Source organism: Deltaproteobacteria bacterium (assembly GCA_016874755.1).
Lineage (GTDB): Bacteria > Desulfobacterota > Binatia > UBA9968 > UBA9968 > DP-20.
This window is the reverse complement of sequence record VGTH01000035.1, coordinates 34,185-56,648: the sequence shown is the minus strand read 5'-3', so window position 1 is coordinate 56,648 and position 22,464 is coordinate 34,185. Positions and strand designations below refer to the sequence as shown.

The 22,464-nt window shown below is 56.6% G+C and carries 17 protein-coding genes and 1 tRNA gene; 6 read left to right on the top strand and 12 right to left on the bottom strand.

Going from position 1 to position 22,464, the window contains the following annotated elements:
• Nucleotides 1–76: 76 nt before the first annotated feature.
• The 4 genes from FJ145_19230 to FJ145_19215 form a co-directional block, all read right to left on the bottom strand.
• On the bottom strand, nucleotides 77–1,198 hold the full coding sequence (locus FJ145_19230) for a site-specific integrase (GenBank protein MBM4263549.1): 1,122 nt from the start codon (nucleotides 1,196–1,198) through the stop codon (nucleotides 77–79).
• Between the two features lie 7 nt (nucleotides 1,199–1,205).
• Nucleotides 1,206–1,724 carry a helix-turn-helix domain-containing protein gene (locus FJ145_19225; GenBank protein ID MBM4263548.1) on the bottom strand — a complete coding sequence of 173 codons (519 nt, stop codon included), beginning with the start codon at nucleotides 1,722–1,724 and terminating at the stop codon, nucleotides 1,206–1,208.
• Complete coding sequence (locus FJ145_19220; GenBank protein ID MBM4263547.1) at nucleotides 1,721–1,915, bottom strand: AlpA family transcriptional regulator; 195 nt, start codon at nucleotides 1,913–1,915, stop codon at nucleotides 1,721–1,723. The genes FJ145_19225 and FJ145_19220 overlap by 4 nt, the downstream gene beginning before the upstream one ends.
• Before the next feature lie 163 nt (nucleotides 1,916–2,078).
• A complete protein-coding gene (locus FJ145_19215) occupies nucleotides 2,079–3,188 on the bottom strand; it encodes a hypothetical protein (GenBank protein MBM4263546.1) in 1,110 nt (369 codons plus the stop codon).
• 96 nt (nucleotides 3,189–3,284) lie between these two features.
• On the opposite strand from FJ145_19215, the gene FJ145_19210 reads away from it, so the two are divergent.
• The 3 genes from FJ145_19210 to FJ145_19200 are packed head-to-tail and all read left to right on the top strand — an operon-like array spanning nucleotide 3,285 to nucleotide 9,248.
• Nucleotides 3,285–6,164: a DEAD/DEAH box helicase gene (locus FJ145_19210; protein ID MBM4263545.1), complete on the top strand. Its 2,880-nt coding sequence runs from the start codon at nucleotides 3,285–3,287 to the stop codon at nucleotides 6,162–6,164.
• The gene (locus FJ145_19205; protein ID MBM4263544.1) at nucleotides 6,161–7,741 is read left to right on the top strand and encodes a type I restriction endonuclease subunit S; all 1,581 of its coding nucleotides are present in this window, start codon (nucleotides 6,161–6,163) and stop codon (nucleotides 7,739–7,741) included. Before FJ145_19210 ends, FJ145_19205 begins: the two co-directional genes overlap by 4 nt.
• A 13-nt stretch (nucleotides 7,742–7,754) precedes the next feature.
• Entirely contained in the window at nucleotides 7,755–9,248 is a 1,494-nt protein-coding gene (locus tag FJ145_19200; protein MBM4263543.1) for an SAM-dependent DNA methyltransferase, read from the top strand.
• 300 nt (nucleotides 9,249–9,548) lie between these two features.
• Here FJ145_19200 and FJ145_19195 read toward each other — a convergent pair whose 3' ends face one another.
• Complete coding sequence (locus FJ145_19195) at nucleotides 9,549–9,848, bottom strand: hypothetical protein (protein ID MBM4263542.1); 300 nt, start codon at nucleotides 9,846–9,848, stop codon at nucleotides 9,549–9,551.
• A 235-nt stretch (nucleotides 9,849–10,083) separates the two neighbouring features.
• Between FJ145_19195 and FJ145_19190 the strand changes: the two genes are divergently transcribed.
• From FJ145_19190 to FJ145_19180, 3 genes are read left to right on the top strand one after another with little or no spacing between them, the layout of a single operon-like run.
• Complete coding sequence (locus tag FJ145_19190; GenBank protein MBM4263541.1) at nucleotides 10,084–10,728, top strand: SAM-dependent DNA methyltransferase; 645 nt, start codon at nucleotides 10,084–10,086, stop codon at nucleotides 10,726–10,728.
• Nucleotides 10,725–12,305, top strand: coding sequence for a restriction endonuclease (locus FJ145_19185; protein ID MBM4263540.1), 1,581 nt, complete (start codon nucleotides 10,725–10,727; stop codon nucleotides 12,303–12,305). Before FJ145_19190 ends, FJ145_19185 begins: the two co-directional genes overlap by 4 nt.
• Nucleotides 12,298–14,835 (top strand): restriction endonuclease, encoded by a 2,538-nt coding sequence (locus tag FJ145_19180; protein ID MBM4263539.1) that lies wholly within the window; start codon nucleotides 12,298–12,300, stop codon nucleotides 14,833–14,835. The genes FJ145_19185 and FJ145_19180 overlap by 8 nt, the downstream gene beginning before the upstream one ends.
• Nucleotides 14,836–15,274: 439 nt before the next feature.
• On the opposite strand, the gene FJ145_19175 is transcribed toward FJ145_19180, so the two are convergent.
• From FJ145_19175 to FJ145_19145, 7 genes are all read right to left on the bottom strand, one after another.
• On the bottom strand, nucleotides 15,275–16,507 hold the full coding sequence (locus FJ145_19175; protein MBM4263538.1) for a DUF4102 domain-containing protein: 1,233 nt from the start codon (nucleotides 16,505–16,507) through the stop codon (nucleotides 15,275–15,277).
• Between the two features lie 165 nt (nucleotides 16,508–16,672).
• A tRNA-Ala gene (locus tag FJ145_19170) sits at nucleotides 16,673–16,748 on the bottom strand.
• A 211-nt stretch (nucleotides 16,749–16,959) separates the two neighbouring features.
• Nucleotides 16,960–18,657, bottom strand: coding sequence for a DNA repair protein RecN (gene recN, locus FJ145_19165; protein ID MBM4263537.1), 1,698 nt, complete (start codon nucleotides 18,655–18,657; stop codon nucleotides 16,960–16,962).
• A 3-nt stretch (nucleotides 18,658–18,660) separates the two neighbouring features.
• Nucleotides 18,661–19,530, bottom strand: a complete 870-nt coding sequence (locus FJ145_19160) for an NAD(+) kinase (protein ID MBM4263536.1) — start codon at nucleotides 19,528–19,530, stop codon at nucleotides 18,661–18,663.
• A 135-nt stretch (nucleotides 19,531–19,665) separates the two neighbouring features.
• A complete protein-coding gene (gene phnE / locus FJ145_19155) occupies nucleotides 19,666–20,607 on the bottom strand; it encodes a phosphonate ABC transporter, permease protein PhnE (protein MBM4263535.1) in 942 nt (313 codons plus the stop codon).
• A 130-nt stretch (nucleotides 20,608–20,737) separates the two neighbouring features.
• Nucleotides 20,738–21,517: a phosphonate ABC transporter ATP-binding protein gene (gene phnC / locus FJ145_19150; protein MBM4263534.1), complete on the bottom strand. Its 780-nt coding sequence runs from the start codon at nucleotides 21,515–21,517 to the stop codon at nucleotides 20,738–20,740.
• A complete protein-coding gene (locus tag FJ145_19145; protein MBM4263533.1) occupies nucleotides 21,514–22,458 on the bottom strand; it encodes a phosphate/phosphite/phosphonate ABC transporter substrate-binding protein in 945 nt (314 codons plus the stop codon). The genes phnC and FJ145_19145 overlap by 4 nt, the downstream gene beginning before the upstream one ends.
• Nucleotides 22,459–22,464: the final 6 nt, after the last annotated feature.

The following is a 22,464-nucleotide window of genomic DNA, read 5'->3' as shown; positions in this document are numbered from 1 at the left end:
AACATCTTAATATCTCATTAGATGTTGAGTTCAAAAAAACAGTACTGCCCCCAAAGTTGCCCCCACACTCTCGGTATCACTCACGATTTGCGCTCACAAGATCGATTTTATGATTCGCCATCTCACGTGCGAGCTCTTTTGCTAATTGCGAAACGTGCGGTGCGTCCAACTGTCGCGGCTTGCCAAGATCACGGATAATCTCACCCTGTCTCGCAGTCGCGACCTGGCCATAGCTGCAAAACGTCGTGAGCACTTTCTCGTGTCCGAGGTTCTGACTCCACGCCTTGAATTCTTCGGGGGTCTTACAAAGTTTCTCACCTAGCTGAACCAAGGTATTACGCAGGCTGTGCGGATGAAAATAAGACAAGCCGACCGCCTCAAACGCCGCACGGAATATTTTGCGGATCGCCGTCGCGTTGCTCCAATGGTTGCGCTTTAGGCCCGCCACCTCGAAGCGATTCCCCTCACCCACGATAACCTTGGTTGCCGGGAACAACGGATCGTCGTTCCCCCATAACTTTTCTTGCCGCAAATGAGTCACCCAGTCCTCGACAATATGCACGATTTCCTCACCAACCGGGAAAAAGGCAGTCGTGAAGGTCTTACTGAATTTGGTTTTCACATCGCGGGCATCCTGATTGACGCTACTGGCTGCTAAATCCACATGCTTCAGGCTCATGGACGCAATGGCGCTGTCCCGTGCACCGGTGAGTAGCGTGAAAGCCACCACAGCCCGATCACGGCGTTGGATTTCCGTGTTGCTTGGCATGGCGGCAATGACGTGCTTGACCTGTTCAATCGTCGGGAATGGTCTTTCGCGGCGTGCCGTTGCGATTCGGGTGTCCTTTTCTGATGGATTGAAAAAGTCAGCGTCCGAATACTTAAGTCGCGACTTGTAGCCGGGCTGTCCAGCAAGCCATTGGAAGAATCGTTTCAGCGCAGTCAACGTGGCGTATATCGTCGCCTTGCTCCATTTCGCGCCCGTGACGCTGCTGGTTTGCTCTGCAAGGTGCCGTTTGAAATTGACCGCTTGCTGATGATGGAAGGCTTTGAAGTCGCGATAGCCCGTATAGCCTTCAAACCGGGCCAAGGCTTGAGCGACGCCGTCAATGCTGGCTTCGGCTTGCCGCTTGGCTTCTTTGAGAAAGGTGAAATACTCCCGCTTAATTCTTTCGTTGGTGGGATTGTGTTTTGACATGCTCATCTTACCCCTTCCTGAAAGCACAATTTACGGAGACTCTACTACTCTCGCTTATGTGCTCTCCTACCTGCGGCACTGTGACGTTCAAATTGCCGCAAACCTGTTGCAACTTCGCCGGATTTATCCGTCGGTAAATCATGGCGTCGCACACTGGGCAGATGGCGACGAGGTTTCCAAGCGAGGGCGTCAACGGCTTGTATTCAGCCATGTCGCCGGCTGGTTTTTGCGGTGCCCGGCACCCTACACAGTAGATTTCGCCGGGCTGGCACTTCCGCTTATTCTTTTGCCGTAGTCCTTGGAGAAATTCGGCAAGCTCACGCCCGAGGATCAACGTCGGTCGCTTGTCATCAACGGTTGGCAAGCCGCGCTTGATCCAATGGCGCACGGTATTCCGATGGCCACCAAACAGTCGAGCGACCTCCTCGACCGTGTAGCTGCGGTGAATCTTGACAAGCCGGTGGTTCGGATGGCGTTTGCGCCTGCGCCGCTGTCCCGCATCGACCGCGGATAGGCTGTGGCTCACGCGCTGGCCTTTCGGCTTGCTTCAATGCGTTGGCGCAACCAGTCTTGGACCTCGGCTTCTAACCAGCCGACGGCGCGCCCGCCTAAACTAACCGGCTTGGGGAATTTGCCTTCGGCAACTCGTAAGTAGATCGTGCTGCGCGAAAGCCCCGTGCTCCGCTTCACTTCGGGAAGTCTTAGAATTGTGTGCATCGTCGTTACACCTCCGTGGATTCTTAGCCTTAATGGCGAAAAATCACGGCAAACGATGTAACTACGGAAAATGAAATGAGAAAAAAACTTTTAGACCTCCGTGAAGATTCACGCGAACGTGTGAATTTTCACGGAAGGATGATTATTCGGACATTAATGCTGGTCAGTCGCCTTCGGCTTTCAGCTTCAGCTTGATGCGATACGCTTTCTCATTCTTGTAAGGGTGGAACGGGTCTTCATTGAGGTGGAAAAAGTCTTTCAGCGATTCCGACAAAAGTTGTTTTTGCTTGCGTATCCTATCGGCGGCTTCTGAATCGTCCCAGCTTATCTGGCCTTTGCGATCAGCCAACAACCGCATTAGTGCCCATTGGGAATTTGGCTGCCGGTTTCGCCCATCTTCAAACCCCATGTCCTTAAAATCCAATGTCGCGGTGGTTGAATTAGCAGAAATCCTAGCTTCATGACCATTCACAAACTGAATCGTGATGTCCTGCCATTTAAGGCCGTTGAGAGCGGCAAATGGATTTGACGGGACTGGAGCAGGTTCATGGTCAGCCGTGTTCGCATCGTGTGCGGAAACATATAACGCGAGCAGTTCATCACGAATTCTGAAAAACTCCTTGATATCGATTTCCACCTCAACGTAACCGCCGTATTGGTGATAGTGAAACTTGAACCTGGTTACCACGTCCTTGTTTTCGAGGAACTCCAACGCGAGCTGAGTTGCGCTATGATCCTTAACAGGGCTAGCCGGAACCCAATGAAGCGTCAGTTTCGGGTTCGACGACAATTCAAACTGTTGGTATATCCCCTCGACAACGTGCCACACCTTTTGACGGCTGGTCTCAGTAAGATTTTTGAGCGAAGAGTTTTGCTTGTGTATTTGCGCCGCACACCAGTTGCTGAAAGCGTCTTGAAACCCAATAAGGATAGGTGTGTCCTCTGGTGCTTCTTGCCATTTCTTCCACCACTGCTTTTCGCTGTGAAATCCTGCGAGCATTGCCTCCGTTTCCTTGGGCGCATCCTGCAAGTCTTCATTCGGAACAATCGCAAAGAGCCCCGGGTTCTTCTCTAAGATGTCTTTGAGCGCCGAGATTACTTCATGGCGATAGAGCTGATTGAGCCAGCGCTCTCCCGTTCGCGTAATTAGTAGAAAAGGAGGCCTCGCAGTTTTTTGAGCATCTACCAAAGCACCTGTAACGAGTTTCAGTGCGGTCTTGGCGTCAACACCACTTCTTTTGATTGGCGGTCCGTGGGGAACAGCTATCGCCACCTTACCTCTTCCTCCATCGCGAAATATCTACGGCGTTGGATTCTATCGGACGTTTCAGTACATAATAGCGCGTTAGTAGCGTATGTAAATTCATTTATGGCCGACACCCCGGAACAGAAAGCCCGCCGCGAGATAGACGCCAAGCTCATAGCTTCCGGCTGGAAGGTCCAGGACCGCGCCGACCTCGACCTTACGGCTGGCCGCGGTGTTGCCGTGCGTGAGTTCCCGATGAAATCCGGGTTCGGTTATGCGGACTATCTGCTCTATCTCGACCGCAAGGCCGTAGGCGCCATCGAAGCCAAGGCCGAAGGGACGCTCGCCGGTGTCGAGGCTCAGTCTGCAAAGTATGCCGCGGGCCTGCCCGACAACCTACCCGCCCATCGCCGGCCGCTACCGTTTCTCTTTGAGTCGAACGGCTCTGTGACGTTTTTCACCAACAGCCTCGACCCCAAGCCACGTAGCCGCAAGGTCTTTAGCTTCCCGCGCCCGGAAACGTTTGCAGATTGGCTGGGCCAGCTCTACCAACTCCGCGCCCGGCTCGCCCAGTTGCCCGCCCTCGATAGCACCGGACTGTGGAGCGTGCAGGCGAGAGCGATTACGAACCTCGAAGCGTCTCTCACCAAAGCCGACCCTCGCGCCCTAGTGCAGATGGCGACCGGCTCGGGTAAAACCTTTACCGCCGTCAGTAGCGCCTACCGGCTGCTTAAGTTTGGCGGTGCCAAGCGCATTCTTTTTCTTGTGGACCGCGGCAATCTCGGCAAACAGACAGAGGACGAGTTCGCTAACTACACACCGCCGGACGATACGCGGAAGTTTCCGACGCTCTACACGGTGCAGCGACTCAAGACCAACTCTATCAATCCCGCGGCTAAGGTCGTTATCACGACCATTCAGCGCCTTTACTCCATGCTCAAAGGCGAAGCCGAATATGATGCGGAGAACGAAGAGGGCTCCGGCTTCGACTCGGCAAGACCTTGGATGGGCGAGCCGCCCGACGTGGTTTACAACGCCGGCATACCGCCCGAGTTCTTCAACTTCATCATCGTAGACGAGTGCCATCGATCTATTTACGAGCTGTGGGCGCAGGTGCTGCTATATTTCGACGCATTCCTCATCGGCCTAACCGCAACGCCAGCGGGCAAGACCATTGGCTTTTTCAATCAGAATCTCGTCATGCAGTACGGCCACGACGAGGCAGTGACCGATGGCGTCAATGTGGACTTCGACGTTTACCGTATCCGCACCCGCATTACTGAGAGCGGCGCGACCATTGCCGCCGAGGCTCCCGCCGACTACGGGAACGCGGCACCCATAGTCGCGCCCACCGGCGTGTACGTGGACAAGCGCCACAAGCTCACCCGCGCCGAGCGGATCGAGCTGCTAACGCAAGACTTCACTTATACGGCAAACCAACTGAACGCCGACGTTGTCGCCGAGAGCCAGATTCGGACGATCATTCGGCAGTTCCGTGACAAAGTGTTGCCGGACGCTTTCCCTGACCGCAAAGAAGTCCCCAAAACGCTTATCTTCGCCAGGGACGATTCACACGCTGAGGACATTGTCCGCATGGTGCGCGACGAGTTCGCGGAGAAAAACGAGTTCTGCGAGAAGATCACCTACCGCACCGGCTTTACCCGAGTCACGAAAAAGGTGAAGAATGACGACGGCAGCGAATCTGAGGTCGTCGAGTGGGTGAAAACGTCGAACCTGTCGCCCGACCAGATACTCGGCAACTTTCGCAATAGCTACTATCCGCGCATCGCCGTCACCGTGGACATGATTTCCACGGCCACCGACGTAAAGCCCATCGAGTGTGTGTTCTTCATGCGCAACGTGAAGTCAGCCGGCTTCTTCGAGCAGATGAAAGGCCGTGGCGTGCGCATCATTTCGCCGGACAAGCTCAAGACCGTCACTCCGAGCGCCAAAACCAAGGACCGCTTTGTCATCGTGGACGCGGTCGGTGTGTGCGAACAGGACAAGACCGACTCCCATACGCTCAACCGCAAGCCATCCGCCACGCTTGCCGAGTTACTCGAATACGTTGCGCAAGGCGGCACCGACCCCGACGCGTTCACTACGCTGGCCGGGCGCCTCGCCCGCATGCAGCGTGAGTTTTCACCCGAGCAATTGACCGAGCTGCGCGAACTCGCTGGCGGCAAGTCCTTCCCCGATCTCGCGGGCGACCTCATGCGCGCCTGCGACGCGGACGCGCAGATCGAAACCGCCAAAGAAATATCCGGCGTTGAAATTCCAACCGAAGCACAGATCAAGCAGGCAACCGACCAACTCGCCCAACAGGCCGTGACACCGTTTCACAAAGCCGCGTGTCGCCGCCGCCTCCTCGAAATTCGCGCTTTGAATGAGCAGACCATCGACCGTCACACCATTGACGACGTGCTCTATTCTGGCTTCGATGCTTCCGCCGTGGACAAAGCACAGGCCAAAGTGAAGGACTTCCGCGCCTGGATCGCCACGCACAAAGACGAACTCACCGCCCTGCAAGTGCTCTACGCCGGCACCAAGCCTTTGAAACTTTCGCTCAAAGACCTGCGCCAGTTGAAAGACGCTCTTTCCACGCCGCCACTTGCAAGTACGCCCACGCAGCTATGGCGCGCCTTTCAGGCTGTCGAGAGCGCAAGGGTTCAAGGTCTCGGTGGATCGCAGCTCGCCGACTTGGTGACGCTCGTACGCCACGCAATTGTTCCAGATAACACGCTCGCACCCTACGCAGACGAAGTGCGAGCACGTTACGAAGCATGGCTCGCCGACCACGATGCCGCGAAAAGCTTCACAACAGAGCAACGCGAATGGCTTGACCGCATGGCCGAGCATATCGCAACTACCCTCGCCATTGAGCCGGACGACTTTCAGGACGGCTGGTTCGGCCAGCATGGAAGCCTTGGCCGCGCTCACGCGCTATTTGGTGATAAGCTCAATCCGCTAATTGCAGAGTTGAATGAACGGTTAGCGGCATGAGTGAAGCTGAAAATGGGTACGCACTATCTAAAGGTTGGACCACCGCGACCCTCGGCGACCTTATCGGATACGATGGCGTCTTTTGCGATGGTGATTGGGTTGAGTCAAAGGATCAAGATCCTGCTGGTGACATTCGCTTGATTCAATTGGCCGACGTGGGAGATGGAAAATACCGCGATAGGTCGAGTCGCTTTCTTACTTCAGCTAAGGCTAGCGAACTCAGATGCACATTCCTACAATCTGGCGATTTGCTTGTGGCGCGTATGCCAGACCCACTTGGCCGTGTCTGTTCGTTTCCGGGTGACTCAAAGCCCTGTGTAACTGTGGTTGACGTGTGTATTCTTCGCGTTACAGACAAGGTCTCATCGCGTTGGTTGATGCATCAATTGAACACACCTCAAATCAGACGCTTGGTCTCGGAACTCCAGAGCGGGACAACGCGAAAGCGCATTTCTAGAGTAAACCTTGCCAAAATTGCGTTTCCCGTTCCTCCTTTTAGCGAACAAGAAATCATCGCACGTACGGTAGACGAACTCCTCTCCGATCTCGACGCCGGAGTCGCTGCCCTAGAACGAGCGCAAGCGAAGCTGAAACACTACCGCGCCGCGGTGCTCAAGGCCGCGGTGGAAGGTGAGTTGACCGCCGAATGGCGTGACCAACATCCGGGCACTGAGCCTGCGTCTGAACTTCTCACCCGCATCCTCGCCGAACGCCGCCGCCGCTGGGAAGAAGCCCAACTCCAGAAGTTCAAAGACGCCGGCAAAGAGCCACCGAAGGATTGGAAAGCGAAGTACAAAGAACCCGTCGCTCCAGTTACCACAAACCTGCCGAAGTTGCCCGAGCGGTGGTGTTGGAGCAGCCTGGGCGAATGTTTCGCTGTTCATGTTGGCGCAACGCCAAGCCGCGTCGTGAAAGCGTTCTGGAACGGGGACATTCCGTGGGTTGCATCAGGAGAGGTCCAATTCTGTCATATCTTTGATACCAGAGAAAAGATAACCGCCGAAGGTTTTTCCAATTCAAGCACTCAGCTCAATCCTGCGGGATCTGTCATCTTAAACATGATTGGTGAAGGCAAGACTCGGGGAAAGGCGGGTATACTGAAGATCGCCGCTTGCAACAATCAGAATTGCGCGGCGGTTTGGGTTTCGGATACCCCTATACCTTCGGAGTTCATCTACTTCTGGCTGCTCTTTCGCTACGAACAGACACGTCAGCTAGGCTCAGGAAATAATCAGCCTGCGATGAACAAGAGCATCGTTGAGCAAATTACATTTCCATTGCCCCCACTCGCCGAGCAAGAAGCCATTGTCGATGCCGTTGAAGACCAAATCTCCATCATAGACCACCTCGAATCGGATCTAGAAGCGAAACTGAAGAGCGCTCAGGGATTGCGTCAATCAATCCTCCGCCACGCCTTTACCGGCCAACTCGTCCCTCAGGACCCGAGCGACGAACCCGCTAGCGAACTGCTAACGCGTATCGCCGTCGAGCGCCAAGAAAGGGCTAAGCAGGCCGTCAAGGATCGAAAACTCAGCAAGCCCAAGTCGTCGCGCAAACGTGCCGCCGCCAATCCTTGAGCGAAAGACTTTCATGATCGACTCATCTCAAATTGGCAAACGGGCATGGAGTTATGCCGGAGTCTTGCAGCAAGCCGGGCTCAGTTGCGTCGAATACGTCGAGCAACTCACGATGTTGCTGTTTCTCAAGATGGCCGACCAGCTAACTGAGGAGCCCTACAAGCAGCCGCCCATCGTGCCCCCCGACCTCGGTTGGAAAGCCTTGCTGCCGCTCGACGGCGCCGCGCTGGAAAAGCAATACAGCGACTCAATCGAAAAACTCGCGCTGAAGCCCGGCATGTTGGGCGTCATCTTCAAAGGCGCCCGCTGCGACATCCATAACCCGGCGTTGCTGAAACAACTCATCGTTAACCTGATCGATAAGGAAGATTGGCTGAGCCTTCCCGTTGACGTGAAGGGCACAATCTACGAAGAATTGCTCCAACGTTCCGCGTCGGAATCAACCAAGGGCGCAGGCCAATACTTCACCACCCGCGCCGTGATCCAGGCGATGGTCGAAGTCATGCAGCCCACACCGCAGGATCGCATCTGCGACCCCGCGGCCGGCACAGGTGGTTTTCTTTTCACGGCTTACAACTACGTGCTCGACAGGTACGACAAGGAACTAAACCGCGACGAGAAGCGATCGCTACGCGAAGAACTTGTCGAAGGCATGGAGCTTTCACCCAAGGTCGCCCGCATGTGCGCGATGAACGTTTACCTGCACGGCATCGGCGGCGACAAGATCGTCGTCCACTCCGGTCATGACAGCTTAGCGGCACCGTGGAGTAAAGAATACACGATGATCCTCGCGAATCCGCCGTTCGGCAAAAGCCAGAGCCTGCTTTTCGTAAACGAGGAAGGCGATACTGAAAAGGACGACCAAGTCATCGTGCGCGAAGACTTCTGGACCTCGACCAGCAACAAACAGCTTAACTTCCTCCAACACATGTTCACACTGCTCAAAATCAACGGCCGTGCCGCCGTCGTGTTGCCGGACAACGTGCTGTTCGAGGGCGGTGCCGGCGAGAAAGTCCGCAAAAACCTGCTGGAGAAATGCAACGTCCACACACTCCTAAGACTGCCAACCGGCATCTGGTATTCCCCCGGCGTGAAAGCCAACGTCCTTTTCTTCGATAAGAAAGAAGGCCGCCCCGATCCGTGGACGGATAAGCTGTGGGTTTACGATCTACGGACCAACAAACATTTCACCCAAAAGCAGTCACCGATCACACGCCAAGACTTCGACGAATTCGTCGAGTGTTACAAGCCCGGCAAAATCCACGACCGCAAACCGACCTGGAGCGAAGCAAACCCCGACGGCCGCTGGCGCTGCTACACCTACGAAGAAATTCTAAAGCGCGACAAACTCAGCCTCGACCTCTTCTGGATCAAAGACCAAAGCCTGACGGACACCGATTCGCTACCACACCCGCAAGTACTCGCAACCGAGATTGCTGACGAGCTGGAAACGGCGTTCGATCTGTTTACGAAGATTGCAGGGAAGTTGGCGCATAGAGGTCCTTGAAAGCTTTGTGGATAGCAACACTGCTTGATTGACGATCAAGTAGGTCCGTTCGCAGGAACGACCCACCGACAAAACTTGGCGATTCCGCGCGCCTGGCTTTTTGTCAGTCCGCCGTCTGGCGCTTTCCCGTAAACCAACGCGTGAGACAAATTGTCTGGCGGTTCAGGATCACGCACGATTTTGCAACCTAAGGAGCGCACATCGCGAACTGTCACTTCTACCAGGAAATGGGATGGGTGCTTTGCGAGAACACCGGCCGCTGTTCCAAGTCACTGTTTACGGAGAGTCTACTGCTCTCGACTAATCGACGAACTGTTGGCGTGCCTCCTTATCGTCGATCAAGTGCCATTCCGCCTCGTCGATTATCGCGCGGAACCCCTTTTCGTCGCTCATGTCCAGGATCTCGCGGAACTCTGCGTCCATCTCGGAGCGCTGACTTTCTGGCAAGGCGATCCATGCGTTGAACAATGCGTCCGGCTTTGTTTCTGTCATCCCCACAAAATCCAGATCACTGAACAGGTTCCGCGCGTGAAAATAGCGGGCAAGCAAACCGTTCGGAATCTGCCGGAAGAAGTCTTTGGTCGAGAAATGTCGAGCCATGTGTGCCCTCCTGGATTGCTCCAATAGAAGTCCTTGGATTATACGGGACCTTGAAGTAGATAGTAGAGGGCGTGAATAAGGCAGGAAGTGGTCGTTTCCACGTCTTGGTTTTCAGAACTAAATTCCGCTACAGGAGCATGTTGCCATAAACAATCCGGGGTTTTGATCGAGGCCGAGGTTCACTGAATAGCCAGCAATCCCCACGAGGAAAGCATCACCCGCAATGCGTCGGTCCATAGGAGTCGTCAAGTCCAAGCAACGAGTTGTTGACCACGGAGAGGTTTTCACCCCGGCGTGGATGGTCGAGGCCATGCTCGACCTAGTGAAAGGTGAGACTGAGCGCATTGACTCGCGCTTCCTGGAGCCAGCGTGCGGCAACGGCAACTTTCTTGTGCCGGTCCTGCGGCGCAAGCTCGCTGCCGTGGAACTCAAATATGGACAGTCCGAGTTCGAGCGACAGCACTACGCGCTGCTCGCGCTGATGTGCATTTACGGCATCGAACTGTTGCCCGACAACATTGCCGATTGCCGCGCCAACCTGCTGGAGGTATTGGCCAAGTATTTGAATCTTGAACCGTCGGAAGACCTGTATCGCGCCGCATTCTACGTCCTGTCCCAAAATCTCATTCATGGTGACGCCATGAAAATGCGCGCATGGGATGGCTCACCCATCACCTTCGCCGAGTGGGGCTATCTTTGGAAGGGCAGGTTCCAGCGGCGAGATTTCCGCTTTGATAGTCTCACCCAGTCGTCGGCTTTCAGCGCCCAGGGGTCGCTCTTCGCCAGCCTCGGCAAGCACGAAATATTCATTCCTGCGAAGACCTACCCGCCCATGACCGTGGGTGAACTAGCCGCAATCGTGGAGCAGGCGACCCTATGAGCTTACAAGCCAGTTTTACTCTGCGCGGGCGCAATCCAGACGTGCTGACGTGCATCGCGAACCTTTCCAACGACGAGGTGTTCACCCCGCCGGAGTTCGCCAACCGGATGCTTGACACGCTGACCGAGGCGTGGGCCGCCAACCACGGCGGCGCGAACCTCTGGGCGGACAAGACCGTGAAGTTCCTCGACCCCTGCACGAAATCCGGCATCTTCCTGCGCGAGATCACCAGTCGCCTCAACCAGGGATTGGAGCACGAGATTCCGAACCTGGAAAAGCGCGTCAATCACATCCTCACCAAACAGGTTTTCGGCATCGGCATCACGCAAATCACCAGCCTACTCGCGCGGCGCAGCGTCTATTGCTCCAAGCACGCCACCGGCAAACACTCCATCGCCCAATCTTTCGCCAGCGACGATGGCAACATCTGGTTCAAGGGTCTCAAACACACTTGGGAGGGCGCCAAGTGCAAATATTGCGGCGCGGGCAAATCCGTTTTCGACCGGGCGGTGGGACTTGAAACTCACGCCTACGCGTTCATTCACACCGACAACATCAAGACTCGGCTCGGCGAGATTTTTGGAGGCAACATGCAATTCGACGTCATCATTGGAAATCCACCGTATCAGATGAAAGGCGGCGCGGGTGGTTCAAGCGATTCATCCATCTACCATCTCTTTGTCGAGCAAGCGCTGAAACTTGACCCGCGCTTCTTGAGCATAGTTATCCCGTCAAGATGGCTGGCTGGTGGGCGTGGCATGGATGATTTCAGAAAGGCGATGCTTACGGGCAAACACATCAGCCACTTTGTTGACTACACGAGGATGGCGACGGCATTTCCCGGCGTCGATTTCGAGGGCGGGATCGGTTACTTCTTGTGGGATAGAAGTCATCAAGGTGACTGCAAATACAGTCTCGTGCTTGGCGACGAACATCAGCCGCCGGTCGTTCGCAAGCTGGATGAGTTCGACATCTTCGTGCGAGACGAGCGCGCGATTAGTATTTTGAAGAAAGTTCAGCGCTCGAATGAACCTTCGGTGGCAGACCTCGTGAGCGGAGACACACCATTTGGCCTAGCAACAAACTTTGACGACTATAAAGACAAACCCTTTCGCGGCTCGGTGGCTCTCTACCTTACTGACCATGGACGCCGCGTGGTTGCTCACACGACTCGCGCCAGCATCCGAAAGAACCTTCACTTGATTGATTCATGGAAGGTGTTGCTCCCAGAGGCTTATGGCGATCGAGGGGTAGTCCCTGCGGTGGTTCTTGGCCCTCCGATGGTTGCTCCACCTGACTCAGTATGCACACAGACGTATTTGGTCGCAGGGCCGCTCGCGAGTAAAAAGGCGGCGATTAGTTTCCAGAGCTATTCCTGGACACGGTTCTTTCGCTTCCTCGTTTCGCTTCGGAAAATCACGCAGCACGCACTTCGATCCACCTATTCATGGATTCCTCAGCAGACCTGGGATCGCACTTGGACGGACGAAGAACTTTACGCGAAATACGGCATCACGAAAAAAGAGCAGGCTTACATCGAGTCTCAAGTCCGTGAGATGAACAACGACGATGAGTAAGACCATCGAAGAAATCCTTGCGCCGAAGCCGGAGGCTCGTCCGCGCATCTACGCCTACTCGATTGACGACCAAGCGCACGCGGGACTGCTCAAGGTGGGGCAGACCACGCGCGACGTGAAGCAGCGCGTCGCCGAGCAGCTCAAGACCGCCAATATCAAGAATTACACCATCGTGCTGGATGAGCCGGCCGAGCGCGACGACGGCACGACCTTCACCGACCATGAAGTGCGCGCCGCCCTCGTCCGGAAAGGTTGCGCGAACACCGAACTGGAATGGGTGCGCTGCAAGCTCGCGGACGTGAAGGCTGTGCTCATCGCGCTCCGCACCGGCCAGCAGATTGCCGGCACGCGCGACCAGAACTTTCCGATGCGCGCCGAGCAGCGCGCCGCGGTGGAGAAGACCCACGCCTATTTCCATTCCATCTGGAAGGAGGACATGCACGCCGTCCCGCGTTTCCTGTGGAACGCGAAGATGCGTTTCGGCAAGACTTTCACCGCCTATCAACTTGCCCGGAAACTTGGGGCGAAGCGCGTGCTCGTGGTCACCTTCAAGCCTGCCGTGGAAGATGCGTGGCAGACGGACCTCGAATCCCACATTGATTTCGACGGCTGGCAATACATGTCGCGCCATTCGGAAAGCGATCCGACGAAGATTTCTGCCAAGAAGCCGCTCGTCTATTTCGGTTCGTTCCAGGATTTGCTGGGCCGCGACGATGCCGGCAACATCAAGGCCAAGAACGAATGGCTGCACAAAGTGAAGTGGGACTTGGTCGTCTTCGACGAATATCACTTCGGCGCGTGGCGCGAGACGGCGAAGGAATTGTTTGAGGGCGAAGAGGAGGCGGTCGCCAAACGCGAGGCGAAGCTCGAATACGCCGCAGGCTTGGAAGGCGTGAACGAAGACCTCACGGTTTTGTCGGAGAAGGAGACCGAGTTCCTACCCATCACCACGAAGGCTTACCTGTATCTCTCCGGCACGCCGTTCAAGGCGCTGGCCACCGGCGAGTTCATCGAAGAACAGATTTTCAACTGGACCTACACCGACGAACAGCGCGCGAAGGAAGAGTTCGCCGCCAAAAATCCCGGCAAATGGAATCCCTACGGCGCGTTGCCACAGATGCGATTACTCACTTATCAGATGCCCGACGAGTTGGTGGCCATCGCCAGCGCCGGAGAGTTTGACGAGTTTGATCTCAACGCGTTTTTTGAGGCATCGGGCATCGGCGGTAAAGCGCAGTTCAAACACAAGAGCGACGTGCAGAAGTGGCTGGACATCATCCGCGGCGGGTATGCGCCCAAGGCGGCGGAGTATCTAAAGACCGGCACGCGCCCGCCGTTTCCGTATTCGGACGTTCGCCTGTTGCCGTACCTGCAACACTCGTTCTGGTTTCTGCCCAACGTCGCGGCCTGTCACGCAATGGCGATCCTGCTGGCCGAGAAGCAAAATGTTTTCTGGCACGACTACGACGCAATCGTCGCCGCGGGCGCGTCGGCGGGCATCGGGCTGGACGCGCTGCCGCCCGTGCGCAACGCCATCGGCAGCGGCTTCGACACCAAGACCATCACACTCTCGTGCGGCAAGCTCACAACCGGCGTCACCGTGCCGCAGTGGTCATCCATCTTGATGCTGCGAAATTTGAAGTCGCCAGAGACGTATTTTCAGTCGGCGTTCCGCGTGCAATCGCCGTGGTCCATCAAGAATCCCAACGGCGACGATCCGAAGGAGGAGGAAATCCTCAAGCCGGTTTGTTTCGTGTTCGACTTCGCGCCGACGCGGGCGTTACGGCAACTCTCTGAGTACGGAATTGGCCTGTCACCGAACGAGCCGAACCCAGAGAACGCCGTAAAAGACCTTGTGTCGTTCCTGCCCGTGCTGGCCTACGACGGCGCGAACATGACGCAGATCGACGCGGGCGGTATCCTCGACATCGCGATGGCCGGAACGTCGGCCACGTTGCTCGCGCGCAAATGGGAAAGCGCGCTGCTCGTGAACGTGGATAACGACACGCTGCGCCGCATTCTCGACAATCCCGAGGCCATGGCCGCCGTGGAACGCATCGAAGGCTGGCGTTCGCTCGGCGACAACATCATCGAAACCATCATCAACAAGAGCCAAAAGATCAAAGACCTAAAACAGAAGGCGAAGGATGACGGCTTGTCAGCAAAGGAGAAGAAAGATCTGACCGCTGAGGAGAAGGAGTTCAAGTCCAAACGCAAGTTGGTGCAGGAAAAACTCATCAAGTTCGCCACGCGCATCCCGGCGTTCATGTATCTGACTGATTTCCGGGAGAACACGCTGCAAGATGTGATCACCAAGATCGAGCCCGACTTGTTAGAGACGGTCACGGGTCTGACGGTAAAGGATTTCCACCTGCTCGTGCGGCTCAGGGTCTTCAACACCGAACAGATGAATCAGGCCGTATTCGCATTCCGGCGTTATGAGGATGCCTCGCTGCGCTACACGGGAATAGAGAGCCATGAGGGGCTAACCCACTACGGGCTGTACGACACCGTCGTGGCGAGGGAGTGACGCTGCGCTCAAGCGACACCGAGGATTCGCGGTCATGTGCTCGAAGCGGGGTTAACTACCGTTGTGGGTCAATTTGTGGCTCTGACAAATCCGTTAAGCGGTAACAAAATTGTCCGGGAAGTTGCTAACACAGCTTGCGGGCGTATTTACCGGCGATTGATTCGAGCATACCGCGGGATGCACCACAGTAGTGTCGGTGCCGCTTACCAACAGCCAGCCCCTTTTGCTAATTTTGCGGCCGGATGCGCGTGGCTACTCACACGGTCTACAACTTCATTCCCGTAGACTTTTAACGCCCCCTCCCCCCCCAAAATACCTGTACCAACTGCTTGCACTTGTGGGAATGCCTACTGGAGGCGCAATTTGCAGCTCGCGCTCACCAACTAGCGGAGCGGCGCTCAGGGCCTTTCCGAATTGCATTCAAAAAGGTCACGTAGAATTACGCCTTTTTAAACAGCGGTATCACTTCCGCACCAGCCTTCAGTGAGTCAAGATAATCCGACCAAGCCTGCATCATCTTGCGCCGTTCCGGCAGGTGCTCGGCGAAGTTATAAGCAGCGCTAACCGCGTTGCGCTCGGCGTGGGCGAGCTGGCGTTCAATGGCTTGGTGGTTCCAGCCCTGTTCGTGCAGCAGCGTTGACGCCATGCTGCGAAAACCGTGACCGGTCATTTCTTCTTTAGTGTAACCCATGCGGCGAAGCGCGGCGAGCACAGCATTTTCACTCATCGGCCGCTCGTACGTCCGCGCGCTCGGGAATACGTATCTGGGCGCGTCAGGCCTTGAGGGAAAGACTTTGTTTGTCAGCGGCTCAAGTTCGCGGAGAATATCGACGGCTTGGCGCGCCAGCGGAACAATATGCTGCTCGCGCATCTTCATGCGTTCGCCAGGAATGCGCCACTCTGCTTTTTCAAGGTCCATCTCCGGCCATTGCGCCTTGCGCAATTCTCCCGGCCGGACAAACACCAGCGGCGCCAGCCGTAACGCGGATTTGGTCACGAACTCACCCTGATAGCTATCGATGGCCCGCAGCAGTTCGGCAATTCGCTTGGGTTCTAAGATCGATGCATGGTGCTTTTCCTTCGGCGACGGTAACGCGCCGCGAAGATCGCCGGTCGGATCGCGCTCCGCTCTACCCGTCGCAACGGCATAACGGAAAACTTGCCCGCAATTTTGCTTGGCCCGGTGGGCAGTCTCCAGCGCGCCCCGGCTTTCAATCCGGCGCAGCACGGATAACAACTCGACCGCTTTGATTTCGGCAATCGGCCGCTTCCCCAACCACGGGAAAACATCCCTTTCGAAGCGTCGCAAAATGCGGTCGCCATGGCTCGCTTCCCATTCTAGCGAGAATTTCGCGTGCCATTCACGAAAGATCGCCTCAAAACTCTCCGCGCCTGACTGCGCGACCTTTTCCGCCTTGCGAGCTTCACCAGGATCGACACCGGCCGCAAGCTGCTGCCGAGCCGAATCTCGCTTTTCCCGTGCCGCTTTCAAAGGTACGTCGGGATAGACACCGAACGAGAGCCGCTTCTCCTTGGCGCCATAGCGATACTTCCAGCGCCACCAACGGCCCCCAGCGGGATTTACTTCGAGATAAAGCCCACCGCTATCGAACAGTTTGAAAGATTTGTCCTTGGGCTTTGCAGAGCGAATCGATACGTCAGTCAACGGCATTTGGGGGCAACTCACTTTCCCGGTCTACCAGTTGCCCCCAGAGTTGCCCCCAAATGGGGGCAGATTTTTCTGGACGGCAAGGGACCATGCCGGACATTATACCCTAAAAAACGTTGTATTTATAGCTGGTTGATGGACTTTACTGTACACTGATGGATTTGAAAATGGTGGAGCCGAAGGGAATCGAACCCTCGACCTCTTGAATGCCATTCAAGCGCTCTCCCAACTGAGCTACGGCCCCACACGTTAAAAGACGGAAGTATGAAAGCGGAAACTGGAAACTGCTCGGATAATATCTTAGTTAGCCGCGCAAAAGTCAATGTCTAGCAGAGTGCTGAAAAAACTCGCAAGAGTGGTTCGACAGGCTCACCATGAACGGATTTTCCTGCCCTCAGATCCATTCGCCCTGAGCTTAGTCGAAGGGCTCCGATGAGTTTTAGCAGCCTGCTTGGCTACTCGTGTCCTTTCACCATCTCGGCGGCGTGCTTGCGGGTTTTTTCGGTGATCGTTAGGCCGCCGAGCATGCGGGCGACTTCTTCGACCCGTTCTTTTTCTTTGAGCTTTTGCACTTTGGTGGTCGTGCGGCCGCGGGCGACTTCTTTGCGCACGACGTGGTGCGAGTCGGCCAGCGCGGCGATCTGCGGCAGATGGGTGACGCAGATCACCTGGTGGGTCTCGGCGACCTGCTGCAATTTCTTGCCGACGATTTCAGCCACGGCGCCGCCGATACCGGCGTCGACCTCGTCGAACAATAACGTCGGAATGTCGCCCGGTGTTAACACCAACGATTTGATCGCCAGCATCAAGCGCGACAGTTCGCCGCCGGAGGCGATTTTCGCAATCGCCTTAGGGGGCTCGCCTGGGTTGGGCGAAAAATAGAACTCGATCTGATCGATGCCGGACTCGGTGATTTTCTTCTTGCTCAAAATATACGGCGGCTCATCGTCGCTTTCGATCGAGTCGAGAAAGCGCACATCGAACACCGTTTCCGGCATGCCGAGGCTCTTCACTTCTTTTTCCAGGGCGCGTTTGAAGCGCTTGCCAACCCGCTCCCGCTCGATGGACAGCGCGCCCGCGGTCTCCCACGCCGCATGACCGGCGGCTTCAAAGGCGCGCTCTAAAGCTGGAACCTCATCTTCGCCCCGCTCCAACGAGCGCAGCTCCGCCTCCGCACGCGCCTGCATTTGTAAAATCTCTTCGACGCTGCCGTTGTATTTGCGCTTGAGACGATGAATTTCCGCCAGCCGATCTTCCAAATGTTCCAGGGCGCCGGGCTCAAAATGAACCCGTTCGGCATAGCGGCGCAGCTCGTTGTTGGCTTCATTTAGCTGCGCCAGCGCTGACTTGACCATCTCGGCCGTTGGCTGCAAGGCAGCATCGATGGCCGCCAGCTCATTGAGCTTGTTGCCGTAGCGCCCGAGCCGGCTCACCAGCGCGGTCTCGCCTTCATAGAGCAGCTCTTCGCCTTCAAGACAGCCCTGGTAAAGTTTTTCGGCATGCAGCAAAATGTTCTTCTTTTCTTGCAGCTCTTGTTCCTCGTCGGGGCGCAGCCGCGCATTGGCGATCTCCTCGGCTTGCGCTTCCAGCAGGCCGCGGTCCTTCTTGCGCTTCTCCAACAAAGCGCGCGCCTGGCTCAGGCTTTCCCAGGCGGCGGACAGGCCGCGATATTTCTCCACCATCGTTGTGGTCCGCTCACCGAGAGCGCCGTAGTTGTCGAGCATATCGATGTGGGTTTCCGGATTGAGCAGCGAATGGTGCTCATGCTGGCCATAGATGTGCACCAGCGCGCCGCCGATTTCTCCGAGCAAGTTGAGCTGGCAGAGAGCGCCGTTGATGTAGATGCGATTTTTGCCGGCTCGACTGATGACCCGTCGGATGATCAACTCATCGACAAAATCGATGCCGGCGCGTTGCAATTTTTCTTTGACCCGCGGCGGCACCGCTTCGAACAGCGCTTCGACGCTGGCTTCATCTTCATTGTGGCGAATCAGATCGGCGCTGACCCGGTTGCCGGAGATCAAACCGAGAGCGTTTAAGATAATCGACTTGCCGGCGCCGGTTTCACCGCTGAGAATATTGAGCCCGCCTTCCAGCTCGAGCTCGACGGCGTCGATGACGGCAAAATTCTTGATGCGCAGCTCACGAAGCATAAACTACCGTTCGCCCCACTTCAGCTTGTTACGCAGGATTTCATAGTAGCTGCGCGACGGCAACCGGATCAGCGACACTGGCAGGCCATAATCGCGCACTTCGACTTTGTCGCCGTTGTTGAGACGCACGCCCTGTTGGCCGTCGGGACTGAGAATGACCGTGTCGCCAAACGACCGCAGCGTTACCCGCACGGCCGCCTTGCTCGACACCACGATCGGCCGATTGGTCAACGTGTGCGGGCAGATGGGGCTTAGAATAATCGCGCCCAGCCCCGGTTCGACAATCGGCCCGCCGGCCGCCAGCGCATAGGCAGTCGATCCGGTGGGTGTAGAAATGATCAAGCCGTCGGCGCGGTAGGTGCACAAATAATCGTCGCCCACCGTGGTTTCTAGATCGATGATCCGGCTGCGCGCGCCTTTGGTGATCACCGCGTCGTTCAGCACCCGGTATTTGTGCGGCTTGCTCCGCTTGCCTTGGCTTTGAACGCGCACCTCCAAGGTCATGCGTTCCTCGACCGTGTAGTCACCGTCGAGGGTCTTGCGCAGCACGGTCTCCAGCTCACCGACCGCCACTTCCGTGATAAAACCCAAGCCGCCCATATTGACGCCCAAGATCGGCACGTCGGGCCGCTCGATCAACGGCGCGATGTTGAGCAGCGTGCCGTCGCCGCCCAGAGAAACAATCAAATCGGCTTTCGCTGCCATCTGTTTTTTGGTGCAGGACATCGCGCCGCCGTGGGTCAACCCATTTTCGACCAGCACGCGCTTACCGCGCTGGCGCAGCCAAGGCACCAGCCAGCGCACCATTTCGGCGGCTTTAGGCTCTTGGTATTTGGCGACTAAACCGACAGTTCGGATCGTGGCAGGACTCATCTTCGAGCGAGACTAGCATGGCAAAGGGCCAAGAGCGAAGGGGTAAGAGCGCAGCGCAAAGAGCTAAGAAGAAAGAGCAAGGCCCGTCAAATTCGCCCGCCGCTTCTTAGCGCTTTGCCCTTTGCGCCAAGCGCTTCAGACGACCCAATTGCGCAGACGTGAACTCAAATAATCCACCAGCATCACCAACGCGATCAGCACCAGCACAATCGCCGCCGCTTCTTGATATTGGAACGTGCGAAAGCTTGTGTTCATTAGATAGCCGATGCCGCCGGCGCCGATCAGGCCGAGCACCGAGGCGGCGCGGATGTTGGTCTCCAGCCGATAGAGCGTAAACGAAATCAAGTCGGGAAGAATCTGCGGCACCACCGCAAAAGACAAGATCTGCGCATAGCCGGCGCCGGTGGCGCGGATCGCCTCGACCACGCCTTCGTCGATGTTTTCGACCGACTCTGACAGCAACTTGCCGAGCACGGTCGCGGTGTGTATCGCCAGCGCCAAAGTGCCGGCAAACGCGCCCAAGCCGACCGCAGCGACAAACAACAGGCCCAGCGCCAAATCGGGAATGGTGCGTAGAAAATTCAGCAGCGTGCGCAGACCGCGATAGACCAAAGGATGCGGCGTCGTGTTGCGCGCCGCGAGAAAGCCGATGGGAAACGCCGCGATGATTGCCAAGAAAGTTCCCGCCAGCGCCATCTGCACGGTCTCCAACGTCGCGCCAATCACCGTCTGCGGAAAAATGTTATCCCACCAGCGCTGTTTGGCGCGCGCCTGCGCATCGCTCAGCGGCGCCGGCAGAAAAAGCTCGGCGAGCGTTAGCTCCGTCGGCATGAAGTAGCTCTTCCAGTCGGTGATCTTGGTAAAATCTGGCGGCAACATGCGCGCAAGCGTGGCGCCGATCTGCGGAATCCCTTCGATCAATTCGCCGGGACGAATCTTGGCGCCCTGGAAGGACCAGACAAGGACAATGAGAAATAACACCAAGTACAAGAAAAAACGCCGGCCGCGCTTGGGCGCCGGCGGCGCTTCACGGAAAATGTCCGCGTTCGCTGATGCTATTCTATCCACAGCGGTCACTCATCTTTCGGATTCGCTGCACCACGAAGACACGAAGTTCACGAAGGAAAGCAAAGAACCCGATATTGCTATTCTTATCCGAACTTCGTGTCCTTCGCGCCTTCGTGGTGCATAACCTCTTTTCTTCAACCTATTCTTTTCGTTGATAAACCGAATCGACCACCTGTTCCGTCAGGTCCTTTGCGGGCCCATCGAAAAATATTTGCCCCTGTTTCAGGCCGATGACGCGGTCGGCGTACTCGCGCGTCAATTCGAGCGTATGCAAACTCACCAGCGCCGTGATGCCGTCTTCGCGGCAGACCCGTTTAAGAATATCGAGCACCACGCGCGATAGCTTCGGATCGAGACTCGACACCGGCTCGTCGGCGAGAATAATCGCCGGCCGCTGCATCAGCGTGCGCGCGATCGCCACCCGCTGCTGCTCGCCGCCGCTCAGCTCGTCGGCGCGCTTGTAGGCATGGCTGAGCAAGCCGACGCGTTTGAGATTCGTGAGCGCTTGGCGTTTTTCCTCACGGGAAAAAAGCCGCAGGGCGCTGCGCAGCCCCGGCTGGTAGCCGAGCCCGCCAGATAGCACGTTATCGATCACCGACAAACGTTTCACGATGTTGAACTGCTGAAACACCATGCCGACTTTGCGGCGCAGGTGGCGCAGCTCCCGACTATTCAATTTGAGAACATCGACCAGCGCGCCGTTGCTGCCGCCGTCCAAGAGCGCGCGCGGAATGCGTATCTCGCCGGCGCTCGCCTCGATCAAGCGATTGATGCAGCGCAAGAGCGTCGATTTGCCCGAGCCGCTGAGCCCGATGACGCCGACAAACTCCCCCTGCTCGATGGCGGCACTGACCCCGCGCAAAACCTGTGTATGCGCGTTGTAGGACTTGTGCAGGTCGCGGATTTCGAGAATGGTCACGACTTCTTTTTTTTCTGCAGCGCTTCTTTGAGTTGGATGCCGGCGATGGTGAAGGCTTCACGCACGGAGTCGTAGTCTTTGTCGGTGGCGGTGACGAAACCATCGATCTGGTAGAGGTCGCGCAGCATTTTCTTACCGGCCGGATCATGGCTTAGGTTGAGAAAGATTTGCTCGACTCTTTTCGCGATCGCTTCGTCGAGCGTCGCGCTGACCACCAGGTTGTCGGCCGGAATCGCCTCGGAAAACGCGATGGCGCGTATCTGTTTGACGTCCTCGGGATTTTTCAGGTAGCGTATCCAAGCGGTGTCTTTGCTGTCGGGTGAGTTGGCATAGGTCGCGCCGGCGTCAACCTTGCGATTGAGCACTGCCAGTACTGTGGCATCATGGCCGCCGGAAAACAGAATCTGTTTAAAGTCGCGCACCGGATCGATGCCCTTTTCCTTAAACATCTTGCGCGGGAAAACATTGCCGGTGGTCGACAGCGAATCGCCAAACGCAAAGGTCTTGCCGCGCAGATCTTCGAGCTTGTTGATACCGCTGTCAGCGCGCGTGATGATCGCCGCATAGTAGGACGGAATGCCCTTGCGCTCGGACTTGAGAATGACGCGCACGTTGGCCTCGTTCTTCGCCAGCACGTAGGACGCCGGCGCCAAGAACGCCACGTCGAGCTTGCCGCCGCGCAGCGCTTCGACAACGCCCGTATAGTCAGTGGCGACAAAGGGCTGCACTTCCATACCCAACTCTTTGCGCAGAATCTCCACCAGCGGCTGGGCATTCTGCATGATCTGCTGCGCCTCTTCGGCCGGCACGAAACCGACCCGCAAGGCTTTTGCGGGGCTCGAGCTCTTGCCGCACGCGCTCGCCCCCAAAAGCACTAGCAAGGCCAGCGAAAGCGTAATGAAAGGCTTCAGCGGCGCACTGGCCAGGCGCCAATCGTTCATATCTCT